The sequence below is a fragment of the Vibrio sp. dhg genome, assembly GCF_003443775.1.
Classification (GTDB): Bacteria; Pseudomonadota; Gammaproteobacteria; order Enterobacterales; family Vibrionaceae; genus Vibrio; species Vibrio natriegens.
This window is the reverse complement of the sequence record NZ_CP028943.1, coordinates 2,853,798-2,871,942: the sequence shown is the minus strand read 5'-3', so window position 1 is coordinate 2,871,942 and position 18,145 is coordinate 2,853,798. Positions and strand designations below refer to the sequence as shown.

Sequence of the window (18,145 nt, the reverse complement as noted above, 5' to 3'; positions counted from 1 at the left end):
GACATTTGTGAATTTTGGTTTTAACCGTTTGGGGCGATTTTGTGCGTGGAGTTTAGCCACTGTTTTGGTTTTACTCGCGATTGTCGTGACGACATTGCGTGTCACATTACCACAGCTCGACCATTTCCAAGATGAGATCAAAACCTGGGTCAAACAAGGCACAGGTTTTGACTTTTCTATCTCCAGCGTTGCTGGCTCTTGGCAAAACAGCCACCCGTCTATTGCGTTACTTGGTTTAGAAGCGAACCTGCCGAACAACAAGGAAGCGCGTTTCGCCGTTGATGAACTTCAGATTGAATTTGATTTGATTCAGTCACTTCTCCAGTTCAAACCCGTCGTAGCGGATCTCACTATCCACAATTTAGCGCTGGATATTCGCAGCGTCAGTCTTCTGCCGAATGCTGAAAGTGAAATGCCCGTGGCGACATCCGAGGAAAGTGAAGTGAAGCTAATTGACCAATTAGATTCACTGTTGCTACGTCAGTTTGAAGACTTCACCATCACGAATTCGCGTATCTGGTATAAATCCGTTTCCGGTGAAACGAGACGCTTGGATATCGAAAGACTCCGTTGGAGCAATCAGGGTAAGCGCCATCTAGCAGAAGGGACGGTTAGTATCGCCGATGCTAAGATTAACTCCCTGTTGGTAAGTGCTAACTTTAAAGACCATGGTTCATTGCGCGATCTCTCGGGTGAGTTTTATGTTAGTGCTCAGGATGTCTCTGTTGCGCCTTGGCTAACCACGTATATGCAAGTGGAATCCGGCGTCGAGTCCGGTAAAGTGAGCTTAAATACCTGGCTAACCCTGAAACACAGTCAGCCTAATTATGCTTATGTAGAACTGCAGCCGTCAGAGTTAGTCTGGAACGAAAATGGCAGCCATGAACTATTCATTGAATCCGGTATCTTTAAGCTGCTACCCGATAAAAATGGATGGAAAGTAAATGGTCACTCACTTAAAGTTCGTACCGATGAAAAGCAATGGCCAGAGCTAGACGTTGCGTTCGACTGGCAGCCTTCCGGCTGGGCGCTTAACCTCTCTGAAATCGATATTGAATCCATCACGCCGCTGATAAAGCTTGCGCCAGAGTCTGAGTCGACCAGTAAATTTATCAATCAAATAGAGCCGAAAGGACGACTGGAAGATATCCGTCTATCAATGAATGGTGGATGGGAGACGTTGCGCTATTCCGCTGAACTTGATCAGCTGGGGTTGACGCAGTGGAAGCTGTTGCCGGGTTTCCAGCATGTTCAGGGAAGCGTGTCGGGTAACGTTAATCAGGCTAAAGCCAATGTGACTGTGATTGATGATGTCTTCCCTTATGGTGACGTTTTTCAGGCGCCGCTGAATATTAAGCAAGGCGAAGTCGAGATTGTCTGGCAACAAGACCAACAAGGTTGGCGTTTGTGGGCAGATAAAGTGACTGCCGCTACTCCCGATTTACAGGTTTTGGGTGCTTTCCGCTTAGATTTCCCGAAAGACCAAAGTCCGTTCCTGTCATTCTACGCCGAGGCGGATCTGTACAATGCTGGCGAAACGTGGCGTTATCTACCGACCTTAGCCCTAGGGCAAGACCTGACCGATTACCTTTCTACCGCGATTCAAGGCGGTAAAGTGAATACCGCCAAGTTGCTGTGGTACGGCGAACTTGGCGATTTCCCGTATAAGCAACATAACGGTATGTTTCAGGCTTGGGTCGGCCTTAAAGACGCAAAATTCAGCTTTGACACTGCTTGGCCACCGATTACCGATTTACAGTTGGATTTGTTGTTCGAAAATGATGCCATGTACCTGGATTCAAAGTCGGCGACACTCAATGGCGTTGCTGCTGAGCGAATTACTGGCCGCATTCCGAGACTGGCTCCGGACGGACATATTGAGATTGAAGCCAAAGCCAGAGCGCCGGGTAATGAAGTCCGCGATTACATGATGGCGACGCCATTAGTTGACTCGGTCGGTGCGGCGTTGACGGCGTTACAAGTCAGTGGTTCGGTTTACTCGGAGTTCCAGCTCAATATTCCGTTTAATCAAGAGAATGAACCTAGAGCGTGGGGCTATGCGGATCTGAAAGACAACCGCGTCGATATTGATGCTCCGCCAATGACTTTGGAAAACGCAACCGGACGCATCAATTTTGATAATGATGTTGTTACGACTTCAGGCCTCGCTGCGGAATTACTCACGCAGCCAATTTCAGTCGATTTCCGCGGCGAAAGTGCTGACCAAGGCTACGATGTAACCATAAATACGCTGGGTGACTGGGACGTAGAACCTCTCAAACCTTATGTTGGGGAGCGATGGCTGAACTTAGTTTCTGGTCACGCACCGTGGCAAATGGACATCGGCTTACAGCTTAATGATGTGGGTTTTACCTATCAAGTTGACGTATTAGCGCAACTCAATCGAGTCGTCAGTAAGTATCCGTATCCGCTAGCGAAAAAAGCGGGCGAGTCTGGTCTGGCGAAGTTACAGGCATCAGGAAACCAAGAGAACATTTCTGCCCGTTTGGAGATTCCTAACGCAAAATACCAGACGGAGATAGACATTACTGGTGAGGTACCGCTCCTCACAGCGACCAATTTGATGATTGGACAAGGTGGTTTCAAGACGACCCCAGTTATCGGACATGATGCCTCGATACGTCTGGATGAAATTGATGTCGACAAGTGGTTAGAATTGCTGAATGTACCTTCGAATAGTGCCCCTTCAGTACTCTCCAACATGAAGACGCCGACAATCCCGTTACCAACCCGGGTAGACATTGAGACTCAGAGCTTAAAGCTCGCCAAGATTGAATTTCATGACGTTGACCTTAATGCCAGTAAAAAGAAAGAAAACTGGCGAATGCGGGTGAACAGTCAGGAAGTAAAAGGCACAGCGAACTATCTGAAACCGAATGACTTGTCGGTATCGTTAGATCATCTGCATTTGTACATTCCAGGTTTCGATGAAATCGAGAAAGAGCGAAGCTCCATCTTTGCCAGTGAAGATCAAAGTGCGCCGTTAATCACCAAATTTGACCGCCAATTTCATGATGAAATGCCAAACTTAAAACTGAAAATTAATGATTTCTGGTTGCAAGGGTATAAAGTGGGCAAGGTGAATGTTGACTTGCAACGTAGCGATGATCGTCTGGAGTGGAAAAAGCTTAACTTCAGTAGTGGTAAAAACAGCATTGATATGAGTGGTTGGTGGGAACTGACTGACGAGCGCAGTCATTCCAATTTGAGCTTCAAGGTTAAAGGCGATAACAATACCGATCTTATGGAGCGCTTTGGCATTACTTCAGGGATCCAGCAAGCGCCATTTGAACTGAATGCTAATATGGAGTGGGATGGCGCACCTTGGTCGATGAAAACACAAACACTACAGGGTGATGTATCGACGGAATTTGGCAAAGGGGTCATCAGCGAAGTAAGTGGAGCGGCTCGTTTGCTTGGCTTGTTCAGTCTGGACTCTATCATTCGTAAGATGCAGCTCGATTTTACCGACGTATTTGATAACGGAATGGCGTTCAATTCGATTACTGGCACGGGCAAGATTCAAGATGGCATCTTCGTCACCAATGATATCGTCATGGATGCGCTCGCCGGGGAAATGCAGATTCGTGGCATGGCTGACGTAACGAAAAGATTAGTGGATGCTGAGGTGAAATTTACTCCTGATATCACGTCTGGCTTACCAATGCTGACAGCCTTCGCCGTTGCGCCACAAACCGCTTTGTACGTGTTGGCTATCTCGACGGTGATTTCTCCAGTGGTTGAGGTATTTACTCAAGTCAACTATGAAGTCAAAGGGCCGCTCGAATCACCGACGGTTAAAGAGATATCGCGTAGTCAGGGTGAATATAAGCTGCCAGAAAAGCTGCGTGAGCAGGCGCAATAAACCACCTCAGTTTTCAAAGGAATTTAAGGAAGGAAAAACACATGGAACGTGTTGGCATCATTCAAATGACTTCTGGTCCAGATATCGAAGCGAATCTGGCCTTTATCGAAAAACAGTGTGAATTAGCGGCTAGTCAGAGGGTGAAACTGGTTCTTACTCCCGAAAATTCAGTATTGTTTGCCAGCCGTGAAGAGTACCATCAACATGCCGAACCGCTCGGAAGTGGTGTGTTACAACAGCGTTTGGCTGATATTGCTAAACACAACCAACTGACTTTGATCGTCGGTAGTATGCCTATTCAAACGGCCAGAGGAGTGACCACCACCACCGTAGTCCTTCCGCCACATGGTAAGTGCATTGCTCATTATGACAAACTGCATATGTTTGACGTCGAAGTCGCAGACGGTCATGGCAGCTATCGAGAATCTGATACCTTTACAGCGGGTAACCAAATGGTGGTCGCAGAAACGGATATCGGCAGTGTTGGTTTGAGTATTTGCTATGACTTACGTTTTCCTGAATTATACAAAGAGCTGCGTTTAGCTGGTGCGGAGATGATTGTTGTTCCTGCAGCCTTCACCGCTGTGACTGGTGAAGCACATTGGGAGATACTATTGCGTGCCAGAGCGATAGAAACTCAGTGCTGGATATTGGCCAGTAATCAAACCGGTACCCATCCTTGTGGACGAAAAACGTGGGGTCACTCGATGGTCATCGACCCTTGGGGACGCATTCACAAACAATTTCAAGACCAAGTCGGTTTGTTGGTGGCAGAGATAGATTTGTCACAAACCCAGCAAGTAAGGCAGAATATGCCGCTGACTCAACACAGTCGCTTTCAAAATGAATTGAGACGGAAATAAAAGAGCTAACTATGAGCACAAACCAAATAGAACAGGCACTCATCGCCCCAAATGGTCTGACAGAACAAGACATTGCTGACACACTCGCCAGCATTGCGACACGTCAGATCGATTATGCGGACATTTACTTTCAGTCCAGCTGGCATGAGTCTCTGGTTCTAGAAGACAGCATCATCAAAGATGGCTCTTTTAATATTGATTGTGGTGTCGGTGTTCGTGCTGTAACCGGTGAAAAAACCGGCTTCGCATACTCCGACCAAATTAATCTGGACGGTCTTAAACAAAGTGCTATCGCGGCGCGAGGAATTGCCCAGCAAGGTCAAAATGGTAAGGTACAGGCCTTTAAACGCACGGATAACCAAGCTTATTATGAAGCGGTTAACCCTCTGGCAGGTTGGGAAAAACAGCAAAAAACCGAACTGCTGAAATCGCTTGATGCTTACATCCGTACTAAAGAGCCGTTGATCAAAGAAGTCTCTATCAGCATCAGTGGCGTACATGAACAAATGTTAGTGGCCGCAACAGACGGGACTTACGCAGGTGATATTCGCCCGTTAGTGCGTTTGTCTATCAGCGTATTAGCCCAGAAAGGGGAACGCCGCGAGCGTGGTAGTGCAGGCGGTGGCGGTCGTTTTGGTTACGACTTTTTCCTTTCTGAAACGGACGGCGTGAAGCAAGCCTTCCACTATGCCGACGAAGCGATTCGCATGGCGTTGGTTAACTTAGAAGCTGAAGCGGCGCCAGCTGGCATGATGCCTGTGGTACTTGGCTCTGGCTGGCCGGGCGTATTGCTGCATGAAGCGGTAGGCCACGGCTTAGAAGGTGACTTTAACCGTAAAGAGTCGTCGGTTTTCTCGGGTAAAATGGGTCAGCAGGTGACGTCTTCGCTTTGTACCATTGTGGACGATGGCACACTGAAAGATCTGCGCGGCTCTTTGAACGTCGACGATGAAGGCGTCAATGGCCAGTACAATACACTCATCGAAAATGGCGTATTGAAAGGCTACATGCAAGATAAGCTTAACGCGCGCCTAATGGGTGTTAACCCAACCGGTAACGGCCGCCGTGAGTCTTACGCGCACTTGCCGATGCCGCGCATGACTAATACTTACATGCTGCCGGGTGAACACACACCGGAAGAGATCATCTCAACAGTGGAAAAAGGTCTGTATGCGCCAAACTTTGGTGGCGGTCAGGTCGATATTACCTCAGGTAAGTTTGTCTTCTCTGCGTCTGAAGCGTATTTGATTGAAAACGGTAAAATCACGCGTCCGGTGAAAGGGGCGACACTGATTGGCTCTGGTATAGAAGCCATGCAGCAAGTCTCGATGGTTGGTAACGATCTGAGCATCGACAAAGGCGTCGGTGTGTGTGGTAAAGCAGGGCAAAGTGTTCCTGTTGGCGTAGGTCAGCCAACGTTGAAGCTGGACTCACTGACGGTTGGCGGTACTGAGTAACGCTAACGCTACAAATCATAAAAAGAGCGCTCATTGGAGCGCTCTTTTGTTTTGAGTAAAAGAGAATTTAAGCCTATAGGTTTTCTTCCGCAAACTCTGCCAGACGGCTACGTACCACACCGTTAAGGTGAATGTTCGCACTGCCTTCAAAGTTCTTGAAGCGTTCAACCATGTAAGTCAAACCAGATGTGACTGGTGTTAGGTAATGGGAATCAATCTGGGCCAGGTTACCGGAACAGACGATTTTGGTGCCTTCACCACAACGGGTGATGATGGTTTTGATTTGTGAAGCGGTTAAGTTTTGGCATTCATCAAGAAGTACGAACGCATTTTGAATCGAACGGCCTCGCATAAAGTTTATCGATTTGAACTGAATGTTGGCTTTATCGCAAATGTATTTCAGAGATCCTTCTGTGCAATGGTCGTGCTTATGCAGCGCTTCCAACGTATCGGTCACCGCAGCCAACCATGGCATCATTTTTTCCTCTTCCGAGCCTGGCAGGAACCCGATCGATTCGCCGATATCTGGCGTGTTACGGGTTACGATGATCTTATCGAACATCTTTTTCTCGATAGTTTGTTCAAGGGCTGCCGCCATGGCTAGCAGGGTTTTACCACTACCCGCGGCACCTGTCAGGATCACCAAATCGATGTCCGGATCGACGAGTGCATCTAATGCCATCGCTTGGTAAATGTTCTTCGGCGTAATATCCCAGACTCGGCGATGCATCATACGTTCGCGACTAAGATCGAGTAGGGTGAGTTTGTCTTCATTGATGGTTTCAACGCGGCCCGCAAAGTCGCTGTCTTCATCAATCACATATTGGTTTATGAATGTTGGATCAAAAGGCTCACGGCTGAGCTTGTGGTAGGTTTTTCCGCCCAGAGCGTAGCTTTCGACTTCATCAATGCCACTCCAGAAATCGCCTTCACGTTGCTGAAAGCCTTTGGTGAGGTATTGAACATCGTCAATCAGTTGGTCGGTTCGGTAGTCTTCAACAAAACGTACGCCAGCTCCTTTGGCGCGAAGACGCATGTTGATGTCTTTTGTTACTAACACCACTTCACGTGGTGCTCGTTTGTTTTGCAGATAAAGCACCGCGTTGAGGATGCGGTTGTCACCAGCTTTGTCGGCGAAGGCTTTGACGGTTTCCTGCAATTCGAAGTCCGCCAAAATGGAAATAGCTCCTTGATCTGGATTGTCTTTTGATACTGGAATGCCTTCTGAAATCTCATCTGGCGTAGCATCTTTAAACATGTCTTCCAAAGCGCGAATCGCAACACGAGCATCTCGTGCAACATCGCGTTTGCTGTCTTTAATTCGGTCGAGTTCTTCCAAAACGGTCATAGGTATGACGACATCGTGTTCTTTGAAAGAGAATATAGCGAAGGGCTCGTGAAGAAGAATATTGGTATCAAGTACAAAAAGTTTCCGATCGGTATCGCCCATAGCGTCTCCTTGCCTAAGTGCGGCTGTGCTTGCGAGTTGTTAAGTCACTTTAAAGGTGAACTGACTTAACTCTGATTGCTTGCAATAGAGGTTGTCGGGCTATCGTCGGTTAGTGTGCAACTGAGTAGCAAGACAACTTATGCAAACCCGTGTTGATCCTAATCGTGTACCTATGCGCTTAAACTGTATGCCAATGGTATATGCAATAAATTTAAACGCTCCTAATCAAAAGTATACGTAATATTTGCTTGCAGCAATGTAATAATTGACATGGTTTTTTTACAATTTGATTGCACTTACGATTTGGGAAAAAAAGTTCCCTGTTAGTGCGGTTTCGGCGTGACCTAAATCACAGCTTAAAGTAATATTAGCGGCCTTTTTCTGCGCATAGGCTATGAGCAATTTATCATGTTGAGCTGACTGAATATTGCTCAGCCCAAAGTGGCATGACAAGTGCGATCGGCGTAGCAGAAGCCAGAATCAGATCTAAACTATTATCCATGCCTGAGGGCATGAGTAGACCGACAAGAAATACGAATCAAGAATTAATAACGAGGTAGTCAATTCATGACATTTGCTTTGGGGCAGCGCTGGATTAGTGATACGGAAAGCGATTTAGGTTTGGGTACGGTAGTTGCGATGGATGCTCGTACTGTGACGTTGATGTTTTCAGCATCAGAGGAAAACCGAGTTTACGCACGCAATGATGCACCTGTTACCCGAGTGACGTTTAACGTTGGTGATGTTATCGATTGCCAGGAAGGTTGGTCTCTGAAGGTCGAAGAAGTGCTGGAAGATGAAGGTCTGTACACTTACTTCGGTACCCGTGAAGACACTCAGGAAACCGCAGTCGTACTGCGCGAAATTTTCCTCAGCAACCAAATTCGCTTCAACAAACCTCAAGATAAGTTGTACGCAGGTCAAATCGATCGTATGGACAACTTCGTTCTGCGTTACCGTGCACTCACCAATCAGTTTGAACAACATAAGAGCCCAATGCGTGGTCTTTGCGGTATGCGTGCTGGTCTGATTCCCCATCAGCTTTACATTGCGCATGAAGTCGGTCGCCGTCACGCGCCTCGTGTACTCCTGGCCGATGAAGTTGGTCTGGGTAAAACCATCGAAGCGGGTATGATCATTCACCAGCAAGTCTTGTCGGGTCGCGCTGAGCGTATTTTGATTGTGGTGCCTGAAACACTGCAACACCAATGGCTGGTAGAGATGATGCGTCGTTTCAATCTGCATTTTTCAATCTTTGATGAAGAGCGTTGTATTGAAGCCTTCGCGGATGCAGAAAACCCATTTGATACTCAGCAATACGTATTGTGTTCACTGGATTTCCTACGCAAGAGCCGTAAGCGCTTTGAGCAAGCTCTGGAAGGCGAGTGGGATCTACTGGTTGTCGATGAAGCGCATCACCTAGAGTGGAGCCAGGACAAACCAAGTCGTGAATACCAAGTCGTTGAAGGTTTGGCTGAACGTACACCAGGCGTATTGCTACTGACCGCAACACCTGAGCAATTAGGTCGTGAGAGTCACTTTGCTCGTCTGCGCCTGCTTGACCCTGATCGTTTCTACGATTACGAAGCGTTTGTTGAGGAAGAAGAGCAATACGCACCAGTTGCTGATGCGATTACTTCACTGTTTACTGGTGAAAAACTGCCTAACGACGCTAAAAACCAAATCACTGAACTGTTGTCTGAGCAGGATGTTGAGCCGCTTTTCCGAATTATTGAAAGCAACAGCGATGAAGAGGACAAAGCGTCAGCTCGTCAGGAATTGATCGACAACCTGATGGATCGCCACGGTACAGGTCGTGTTTTGTTCCGAAACACACGTGCGGCAATCAAAGGTTTCCCTGCGCGTAATGTGCACTTGATGCCAATGGATATCCCACAGCAATACACAACCTCAATGCGTGTCGCTGGCATGATCGGCGGCAAGATGAGTTCTGAAGCTCGTGCGATGAAAAACCTTTATCCGGAAGAGATCTTCCAGGAGTTTGAAGGTGACGAATCAAGCTGGTGGCAATTTGACTCACGTGTGAACTGGTTACTGGAAAAAGTAACAGAAAAACGCAGTGAGAAGATCCTGGTTATCGCATCTCGTGCAAGTACCGCTTTGCAGTTAGAGCAGGCGTTGCGTGAACGTGAAGGCATCCGTGCGACCGTGTTCCACGAAGGCATGTCAATTCTAGAGCGTGACAAAGCCGCCGCTTACTTTGCTCAGGAAGAGGGTGGCGCTCAGGTTCTTATCTGTAGTGAAATTGGCTCAGAAGGTCGTAACTTCCAGTTCGCTAACCAGTTGGTGATGTTTGATCTGCCGTTCAACCCAGATTTGCTTGAACAGCGTATTGGTCGTTTGGACCGTATCGGTCAAAACCGCGACATCGACATTCACGTTCCTTACCTGAAAGGCACGTCACAAGCGATTTTGGCTCGTTGGTTCGACGAAGGTTTGAATGCGTTTGCTGAAACCTGTCCGACTGGTCGTGCGGTTTACGATAAATACTCGGATGCTCTGATTGAGATACTGGCATCTGGTGACACCAGTGAACTGGACGACATTATTGAAGAATCAGCGAAAATGAACAAACAGCTGAAATCTCAATTGGAGCAAGGTCGTGATCGTCTGCTAGAAATGCACTCTAACGGCGGTGAAAAAGCGCAGCAAATCGTTGAAAAAATTTCTTCAACGGATGGTGATACCAATCTGGTGACTTTTGCTTTGTCACTGTTCGATACGATTGGCCTGAACCAGGATGACAAAGGCGAAAACGCATTGGTTGTGACGCCATCTGAACACATGATGGTACCGAGCTACCCGGGCCTGCCTTATGAAGGTGCGACCATTACGTTTGATCGTGAAACTGCGCTGTCGCGTGAAGATATGCACTTTATCAGCTGGGAACACCCGATGATCCAGGGTGGTATCGATCTTCTGATGAGTGAAGGCGTGGGTACGTCTGCGGTGTCTTTACTGAAGAATAAAGCACTGCCAGTTGGTACGATTCTGCTTGAATTGATTTACGCTGTGGATGCTCAAGCTCCGAAACGCAGCGGAATTGCTCGCTTCCTGCCAAAAACACCAATTCGCCTAATGATGGATGCGCGCGGTAATGACTTATCTGCGCAAGTTGAGTTTGAAAGCTTCAACCGTCAGCTGAGCCCGGTAAACCGTCATCTTGGCAGTAAGCTGGTGACGTCGGTACAAAAAGATGTGCACCGTTTGATTGAAGCAGGTGATGGACTGGTTGAGCAGAAAGTCGAAGAAGTGCGCAAGCAGGCTCAGCAAGATATGCAGCATAGTTTGAACGCAGAGCTTGAGCGTTTGCAGGCACTGAAAGCAGTCAACCCGAACATTCGTGACGAAGAAATTGAAACGATTGATGCACAGATTAAAGAGCTGACAGGCTACATTAATCAAGCTCAGGTTCAGCTGGACTCATTACGTTTGATTGTTGTCAGCCACAACTAATAATCCGTATTTAAACCAAATAACAAAGGCCTTCTATTGAAGGCCTTTTTCTTTTTATCTGCTTACGTTTTAGAGACTTTGAAGCTAATTACATTAGCCACTTCCACCAGACAAACACCGCCAGGAAGCCGAACAGATAAATCAAACCTACAATCGACAACCACTTCAGTTTAGGTCCAACTGCCAATGCTTTAGGCAAGTCAGTTTTACTCACAAGAATGTAGTTTAATAGCGCAAAGAACGGTGTGGTCATGAACGCCAGAATCATTGCAAAGTTCAACATTGGTAGTAGTGCCGAAGCCCAGAAGGTCACAATACCCAGCGCTAGCAAAGAGACCACTAGCATGATAGCTGAGGTTGCTTTCGGATTTGTGTCTGGCTGCGAACGTAACAGACGTTGCGAGTCCGAAATCACGCGTGAGTAGCCATCAATGACAGTGATCGTACTACCGAAGATACAGAAGAATGCAATGACCGCGATTAGGTAACGAGACCACTCACCGATCGTTGAGGCATATAATCCCACAAGCTGGTGAGAGAAACCGACGCCAGAACTTTTCAGCTCAACACCTGAGCCATGCAACATCAGTGAGCCCAACGATAAAAAGACAATCGCAAGAATCGCTGTACCAATGTAGCCGACGTTAAAGTCGAACAGAGCCGAGCGAGGCGTCACTTCTTGCTCGCTGGACTGACGCTTTAACCATGCAGAGGTTAAACACGAAATCTCGATAGGAGCCGGCATCCAGCCCATCGTCACAACAATAAAGCCAATTGCAGCAATGGACCACACTGATGGTGATTCAAAATTCGCAACTTGTTCTACCGGATTACCAAACGCAATCGCAACCGCAAGCAGAGTTGCAATGGTCAATACCGACATGATGACTTTAGATAGCGTATCGAGCGCTTTGTAGTGTCCAGCAAAAAGAATGATCAGACACGTCGCGATCACAATGATGCTCAGCGAAGCCATGGATAACGAAAATGGAATGAAATAGCCCAGCAGGCTCGCACTGAACATTAACAAGGCTGCGGTATTAATCACGGCGGAAACGGCGCTTAAGAATAAAAATGCCCAGAGGTAAGGGCGGCCCATTTCCGCGTAGCCTTCAACCAGTGTTTTACCTGTGCCCATGGTGTATTGCACGCCTGCGCGGAAAAATGGGTACTTAAAAAAGTTTACCAGCAGAATTAGCGCAGCGAGCTGCCAGCCATAGATAGCACCGGCTTTTGTCGATGCAACCAGGTGAGAGCCACCGACGGCCGCAGAAGCCATAAGGATCCCTGGGCCTAGCGAGCGAAAGAATAAGGATATTTTTGATTGGGGTGGTGGTGTTACGGCGGAGTCCATGCTTCGTGTCCTTGTTATTTTATTTGTTCCCAAGCGAGCCTTGGGGAGCACCTCACAGCATTATTTCGCTATATCTGAGAAGTAATGGCGTTAAGCGCACGGTAATGTTTAAAAATGATGTGTTTGAACCTGAATGTATTTATTTTTTTGTATGTCTAATAGTGAGGCTTCAAGGATATGAAGCATCAGGAATAGCAGGCTTTCTCTAGCACTCTATAAACTTATTGCTTACCTTGTCAAACTAATTTTACATCCCGATATTTTTTGTTTTTCGCCCCCTTGTTGACATTACAATGCCTTTTGATTTGTGGGGTTTTTAATTTCAAATAAAATGTCTTTTTGACAAGGCCTCGTTATAATCGCGGCGTTTTTAATTTCTTGAGACTCTGCCAATGGCAATGCTTGAATACACGCCACCAACCGACCCTTGGATTGACATCGTTTTTGAAGACGAACAAATTTTGGCTGTGAATAAGCCTTCTGGCTTATTATCCGTTCCGGGGCGTCTTGCCGAGCATCACGATAGTATGTGGAGCCGCCTGCAAGAGCAGTACCCAGATATTCAGGTCGTACATCGCTTAGATATGTCGACTTCAGGCTTGATGGTGTTAGCGAAAAACAAGCGAGCAGAGAGTGCCTTGAAGAAACAATTTCAGTTTCGCTTAACGCACAAAATCTACTATGCAAGAGTGTGGGGGCATATCGCTCAGCAAGAAGGTGAGATTGATCTTCCATTGATCTGTGACTGGCCGAACCGTCCGCTGCAAAAAGTCTGCTTTGAAGATGGCAAACCATCCAAAACACTTTTCCAAGTTGCGAAACTCGAAGAGCACGAAAATGGTGTTAAGACGACGATCGTGCGTCTATTGCCTATTACCGGGCGCTCTCATCAACTACGCGTGCATATGCAAGCTTTGGGGCATCCTATTGTGGGCGATGAGTTCTATGCAATGGACGAGGCTAAAGCATTCTCAGAACGCTTAGAGTTACACGCAGCGGAGTTGAGCTTTTACCATCCAAAAACCCATTGGTTACGCAGTATTTTTGTTCCGTGTGATTTTTATCCGGAAGCGGAAGAGATGATCTTTGACTATTTCGACCCAGAGCGTAAATTACCAGATTACAAAACACTGCCACGTCCATAAACTTATTCTAAGGCAGTGAACAAGGAGCCGTTATGTTACTGCCAAAAGTCGTCTTTCTTGATCGAGCTACGATCCCTGACCATATTCAAGTCCCACGCCCTAGCTTTGAGCATGAGTGGGTTGAGTATGGTCTTACTTCCCCAGATCAAGTTGTTGAACGACTTGCTGATGCCGATATTGTCATCAGCAATAAAGTCATTCTTGATCAGCAAGTGCTGACTCAGTTACCTAAGCTACGAATGGTGGCGGTTGCCGCGACGGGTTTTAATAACGTCGATGTGGATTACTGCTCAGCGCATAATATTGCTGTTGCGAATGTTCAAGGCTATGCGATCCAAACCGTTCCGGAACACGTGATTGCTATGTTGTTCGCGCTACGCCGCAACCTCTTCGGTTACCATCAAGATATCGCAGCAGGCGAGTGGCAACGCAACAAGCAGTTTTGCTTTTTTACTCACCCTATTGGCGATATTAGTGGAAGCACATTAGGCATTATCGGTAGTGGTGCGCTAGGGCAGGCTACAGCAAAATTAGCACAAGCTTTAGGAATGAAAGTATTGTTTGCTGAACGAAAAGGTGCAGCTGAATGCCGACAAGGCTATGTACCGTTTGAAGACGTTCTCAAGCAATCGGATGCAATTACACTGCATTGCCCATTGAGTGAACACACGCGTAATCTCATTGCCGACGCGGAGTTAAAGCAAATGAAGCCCACGGCTATCCTGATTAATACCGGCCGCGGTGGTTTGGTTGACGAACAGGCGACGGTGGATGCATTACAAAGTGGTGAAATTTCGGCGGCGGGTTTTGATGTCTTTACTCAAGAGCCGGCTGATGAAAGCAATCCTTTGATCGCAAACATGGCAATGCCAAACTTGCTGCTGACCCCTCATGTTGCATGGGGCAGTGACTCTTCTATTCAGCGCTTAGCTGACATCTTAATTGAAAATATTAATGCATTTGAACGCGGAGAAAGCGTAAACCGCGTAGTGTGAGCACCATTTTCTCAATAAAAAAGCAGACGAAGTCGTCTGCTTTTTTCGGGCTTATTTTTGAAAGAATTAGTATTCTTCTTCGTTAAGGCCTTTAAGGATTTGGAAAATTTCGCGGTACGCTTTCGCAGGTTTACCGGCTTTTTTCTCTTTCGCTGCCTGGCGAGCCAGTTGACGTAGACGTTGACGATCGGCTTCTGGGTACAGCTCCACTACGTCATCAATGGCTTTATCGCCTTCTTCCACTACACGATCACGCAATGCTTCCAGCTTGTGGAAGACTGCCGTTAATTGAGAGTGCTTGTTACGAATTTTATCCAGTGCTGCCTGGATTGGCTCTGGATCTTCATAACGCATCAGTTTACCGATACGTTGCAATTGGCGACGACGCGCTTCGTTTTTAAAGCGTTGTGCATCCGCAATTGCTTCTCTCAGGTCTTCGCTCAATGGAAACTTTTCGAGAACTGAAGGCTTTAGGCCGACAAGCTCTTCGCCTAGCTTTTGCAGTTCTTCCATGTCTCGCTTCATCTCGGATTTACTTACCCAGATGATCTCTTCTTCTGGTTCCCATGGCGCTTTTTGATTCTTACGTGCCATTTCAGTTGCCTGTGTTTTGATTAATATTATGACTATTTTAACAAGAATCGTGGGGAGAAAGCGAAATTCTTGTTATTCTATTGAACATCAAATACAAGATGTGAAAGACAATGGATATTAAACAGCAGGTTGCTGAGCAACGTACCGAGCTAGAACAGGCAGTCGCAAGAGCGTTAAAGCTTGCATCGACTAAGTCTGATGCCGCAGAAGTCGCAATTACTAAAAGCACTGGTTTAAGTGTTTCTACCCGCATGGGGGACGTAGAAAATGTCGAATTCAACAGCGATGGTGCACTTGGCATTACCGTTTACCGAGGTCAGCGTAAGGGCAGTGCGTCTACGTCCGATCTGAGTGAGGCTGCGATTGAACAAACGGTTATCGCGGCGCTGGATATTGCTCATTACACATCCGAAGACCCGTTCGCAGGGCCAGCAGCAAAAGAGTACATGGTTGACTCGATTCCAGATTTGGATCTGTTCCACCCAGATTCTCCAGACCCGGATTACGCAGCAGAAGTGGCGATCGCGGCAGAAAAAGAAGCGCTTAGCTACGATAGCGCAATCAAACAAAGTGACGGCGCGAGCTACGATAGCCACTATGGCGTGAAGGTCTACGGCAACAGTCACGGGCTTTTGGCAAGCTACGCTTCGAGTCGTCACAGCACCAGCTGTTGTGTGATTGGCGTAGGTAAGAACGGTGAAATGGAGCGTGACTACAGCTACACGGTTGCTCGTCATCGTGATGACCTTTGGACGCCTGAAACGGTAGGACGTAAAGCCGCTGAAAACACCGTTAACCGTTTGGATGCACAGAGACTCAAAACGGGACAATACCCGATCATGTTTGCTGCAGATGTTGCGACAGGCTTGATTGGGCATTTGGTTATGGCGATAAGTGGCGGCAACCTCTACCGTCAATCATCCTTCCTTCTCGATCATCTTGGTAAGCAAATTCTGCCAGAGTGGTTTAATGTGTCAGAGCGTCCGCACGTATTACGCGGATTGGCATCTAGCCCGTTTGACAGTGAAGGTGTCTACACACAAGATCGTGAAATTATCACCGATGGTGTACTGGCTACGTATCTATTGACCAGTTATGCGGCGCGTAAAATGAAAATGGACCCAACTGGCCATGCTGGTGGTATTCATAACTGGTACGTGAAATCGACAGGACAGAACTTTGAGCAAATGCTTAAAGAGCTTGGTACTGGCCTTCTTGTTACTGAAGTGATGGGACAAGGTGTGAATGTCGTCACGGGCGATTACTCGCGTGGTGCGGCTGGTTTCTGGGTCGAAAACGGTGTAATTCAGTACCCAGTGTCTGAAATTACCATTGCAGGTAATTTAAAAGATATGTTCAACAAGATTGTTGCCGTTGGCAGTGATGTGGAAACACGTTCTCAGATTCAGACTGGCTCTATCTTACTGGATACTATGAAGGTCGCTGGCGAGTAAGTTTAAGCCTGATTCAAATACCAAAAAGCCTGATGTTAACTTAACATCAGGCTTTTTTATTATTCGTTAGAGGCAACTTTAGATCATGATGGTTGCGAGCCCGAGGAACACCGACAGGCCAATGACATCCGTGACGGTTGTCAGCGCCATACCACCAGCCAGAGCCGGATCGATGTTCATCTTTTTAAGCAGAATTGGAATGCTCACCCCGGCAATACCAGCAACGAGTAAATTGGTCAGCATGGCTGCAGAGATAATGCCACCTAGCATCCAGTTGCCTTTCCAGGCCACGACAATACCACCGATGATCAGCGCCCACATGATGCCGTTAAGCAAACCGATGGCCGCTTCTTTCATCAACAGCTCTCGCTTGTTTGCGTCACCGATATGACCAAGGGCAAGGCCACGAATGACAAGTGCTACTGTCTGGTTACCAGCAACCCCACCCATAGATGGTACGATGGTCATCAAGACCGCAATCGCCGCCATTTGGTCCAGAGTCGCTTCAAACATGTTAGAAACCGAGGCCGCCGCTAGTGCAGCGAGAACATTGGCACCCAACCAAATACTGCGTTTGCGCGCAGATTTTACGACAGGTGCAAAGGTATCTTCATCATCGTCCATACCCGCCATACTCATCATCGAGTGTTCAGCGTCTTCACGAATAACGTCAACCACGTCATCGATTGTAATACGGCCAACGAGATGTTGGTTTTCATCCACGACCGGAGCCGACACCCAATTACGACGTTCAAACAGGCTCGCGACATCAGAATCACTGGTATCCACCGTGATTGCTTCATCCGCGTCTTCCATAATGTCGATAATTTTGACGTCAGGCTGGGTCGTGATTAGCATTGTGATTGGCAGTTCACCAATCAGTTTGCTCTCTTCATCAATGACATACAATGCATCTGTTGCTTCTGGCAGTTCGCCTTTCATGCGTAGATAGCGTAAGACTACATCGACGTCGACGTCACCACGAATAGTGATAACGTCGGTGTTCATTAGACCACCAGCGGTATCTTCGGGGTAGGAAAGGGCCGTTTCTACGCGAAGACGATCTGCTGAGTCCATTTGGGATAGGACTTCGCGTGAGAGGTCATCTGGCAAACTACGCAGTACGTAAGCAACGTCATCGGTATCCATGCCTTCTGTTGCTTCAGCAAGCGCTTCAGGGGCCATTTTGGATACAAGGTTGTCTTTGACGTCTTCGTTGAGTTCGTCAAGAATCTCACCGTAGTCTTCAGGGTCGGTCAGTTGCCAAAGCACGTCACGGCTTTTACGTGGCGCCGCTTCTAAAAGGTGAGCGATATCCTCAGGTTCCATGTCCTGGAGTTGACGGCGAACATGGACGAAGCGTCCGTTTTCCAACGCTTCTGTGACTTCTTGGAGGGCTTGGTGAGCTTGGTCGAATTCTATTTGCTCTGCCATTCGTTCCTCCCAATTCCTGATGTTTACAATGCGTTG

11 protein-coding genes are annotated in these 18,145 nt (G+C 47.4%); 7 read left to right on the top strand and 4 right to left on the bottom strand.

What is annotated here, in order from left to right; genetic code table 11:
* Positions 1 to 7: 7 nt before the first annotated feature.
* From DBX26_RS13365 to tldD, 3 genes are read left to right on the top strand one after another with little or no spacing between them, the layout of a single operon-like run.
* Positions 8 to 3,886 carry a YhdP family protein gene (locus DBX26_RS13365; protein ID WP_118119454.1) on the top strand — a complete coding sequence of 1,293 codons (3,879 nt, stop codon included), beginning with the start codon at positions 8 to 10 and terminating at the stop codon, positions 3,884 to 3,886.
* Between the two features lie 41 nt (positions 3,887 to 3,927).
* Positions 3,928 to 4,749 (top strand): carbon-nitrogen hydrolase family protein, encoded by an 822-nt coding sequence (locus DBX26_RS13360; protein WP_118119452.1) that lies wholly within the window; start codon positions 3,928 to 3,930, stop codon positions 4,747 to 4,749.
* A gap of 11 nt (positions 4,750 to 4,760) precedes the next feature.
* Positions 4,761 to 6,206, top strand: coding sequence for a metalloprotease TldD (gene tldD, locus DBX26_RS13355; RefSeq protein WP_020334495.1), 1,446 nt, complete (start codon positions 4,761 to 4,763; stop codon positions 6,204 to 6,206).
* A 73-nt stretch (positions 6,207 to 6,279) separates the two neighbouring features.
* On the opposite strand, the gene DBX26_RS13350 is transcribed toward tldD, so the two are convergent.
* Positions 6,280 to 7,656 (bottom strand): PhoH family protein, encoded by a 1,377-nt coding sequence (locus DBX26_RS13350; protein ID WP_014233091.1) that lies wholly within the window; start codon positions 7,654 to 7,656, stop codon positions 6,280 to 6,282.
* Between the two features lie 567 nt (positions 7,657 to 8,223).
* Between DBX26_RS13350 and rapA the strand changes: the two genes are divergently transcribed.
* A complete protein-coding gene (gene rapA / locus DBX26_RS13345) occupies positions 8,224 to 11,133 on the top strand; it encodes an RNA polymerase-associated protein RapA (RefSeq protein ID WP_014233090.1) in 2,910 nt (969 codons plus the stop codon).
* Positions 11,134 to 11,221: 88 nt separating this feature from the next.
* Here rapA and DBX26_RS13340 read toward each other — a convergent pair whose 3' ends face one another.
* Positions 11,222 to 12,487 (bottom strand): NRAMP family divalent metal transporter, encoded by a 1,266-nt coding sequence (locus tag DBX26_RS13340; RefSeq protein ID WP_065302916.1) that lies wholly within the window; start codon positions 12,485 to 12,487, stop codon positions 11,222 to 11,224.
* Positions 12,488 to 12,879: 392 nt separating this feature from the next.
* On the opposite strand from DBX26_RS13340, the gene rluA reads away from it, so the two are divergent.
* Both rluA and DBX26_RS13330 read left to right on the top strand, forming a co-directional pair.
* Positions 12,880 to 13,632 (top strand): bifunctional tRNA pseudouridine(32) synthase/23S rRNA pseudouridine(746) synthase RluA, encoded by a 753-nt coding sequence (rluA, locus tag DBX26_RS13335; protein WP_014233088.1) that lies wholly within the window; start codon positions 12,880 to 12,882, stop codon positions 13,630 to 13,632.
* 32 nt (positions 13,633 to 13,664) lie between these two features.
* A complete protein-coding gene (locus tag DBX26_RS13330) occupies positions 13,665 to 14,627 on the top strand; it encodes a D-2-hydroxyacid dehydrogenase (RefSeq protein ID WP_118119449.1) in 963 nt (320 codons plus the stop codon).
* 66 nt (positions 14,628 to 14,693) lie between these two features.
* Here the strand turns inward: DBX26_RS13330 and yjgA are convergent, their stop codons facing one another.
* Positions 14,694 to 15,221, bottom strand: coding sequence for a ribosome biogenesis factor YjgA (gene yjgA / locus DBX26_RS13325; RefSeq protein WP_014233086.1), 528 nt, complete (start codon positions 15,219 to 15,221; stop codon positions 14,694 to 14,696).
* A 110-nt stretch (positions 15,222 to 15,331) separates the two neighbouring features.
* Here yjgA and pmbA point away from each other — a divergent pair, with 110 nt between their 5' ends.
* Positions 15,332 to 16,675 (top strand): metalloprotease PmbA, encoded by a 1,344-nt coding sequence (pmbA, locus tag DBX26_RS13320; protein ID WP_065297413.1) that lies wholly within the window; start codon positions 15,332 to 15,334, stop codon positions 16,673 to 16,675.
* Positions 16,676 to 16,753: 78 nt separating this feature from the next.
* Here the strand turns inward: pmbA and mgtE are convergent, their stop codons facing one another.
* Positions 16,754 to 18,109, bottom strand: coding sequence for a magnesium transporter (gene mgtE / locus DBX26_RS13315; protein ID WP_014233084.1), 1,356 nt, complete (start codon positions 18,107 to 18,109; stop codon positions 16,754 to 16,756).
* Positions 18,110 to 18,145 lie beyond the last annotated feature (36 nt).

Coding starts and splice junctions, on each gene's coding strand:
- DBX26_RS13360 (WP_118119452.1), top strand. CDS start 3,928: ATGGAACGTGTTGGCATCATTCAAATGACTTCTGGTCCAGATATCGAA.
- tldD (WP_020334495.1), top strand. CDS start 4,761: ATGAGCACAAACCAAATAGAACAGGCACTCATCGCCCCAAATGGTCTG.
- DBX26_RS13350 (WP_014233091.1), bottom strand. CDS start 7,656: ATGGGCGATACCGATCGGAAACTTTTTGTACTTGATACCAATATTCTT.
- rapA (WP_014233090.1), top strand. CDS start 8,224: ATGACATTTGCTTTGGGGCAGCGCTGGATTAGTGATACGGAAAGCGAT.
- DBX26_RS13340 (WP_065302916.1), bottom strand. CDS start 12,487: ATGGACTCCGCCGTAACACCACCACCCCAATCAAAAATATCCTTATTC.
- rluA (WP_014233088.1), top strand. CDS start 12,880: ATGGCAATGCTTGAATACACGCCACCAACCGACCCTTGGATTGACATC.
- DBX26_RS13330 (WP_118119449.1), top strand. CDS start 13,665: ATGTTACTGCCAAAAGTCGTCTTTCTTGATCGAGCTACGATCCCTGAC.
- yjgA (WP_014233086.1), bottom strand. CDS start 15,221: ATGGCACGTAAGAATCAAAAAGCGCCATGGGAACCAGAAGAAGAGATC.
- pmbA (WP_065297413.1), top strand. CDS start 15,332: ATGGATATTAAACAGCAGGTTGCTGAGCAACGTACCGAGCTAGAACAG.
- mgtE (WP_014233084.1), bottom strand. CDS start 18,109: ATGGCAGAGCAAATAGAATTCGACCAAGCTCACCAAGCCCTCCAAGAA.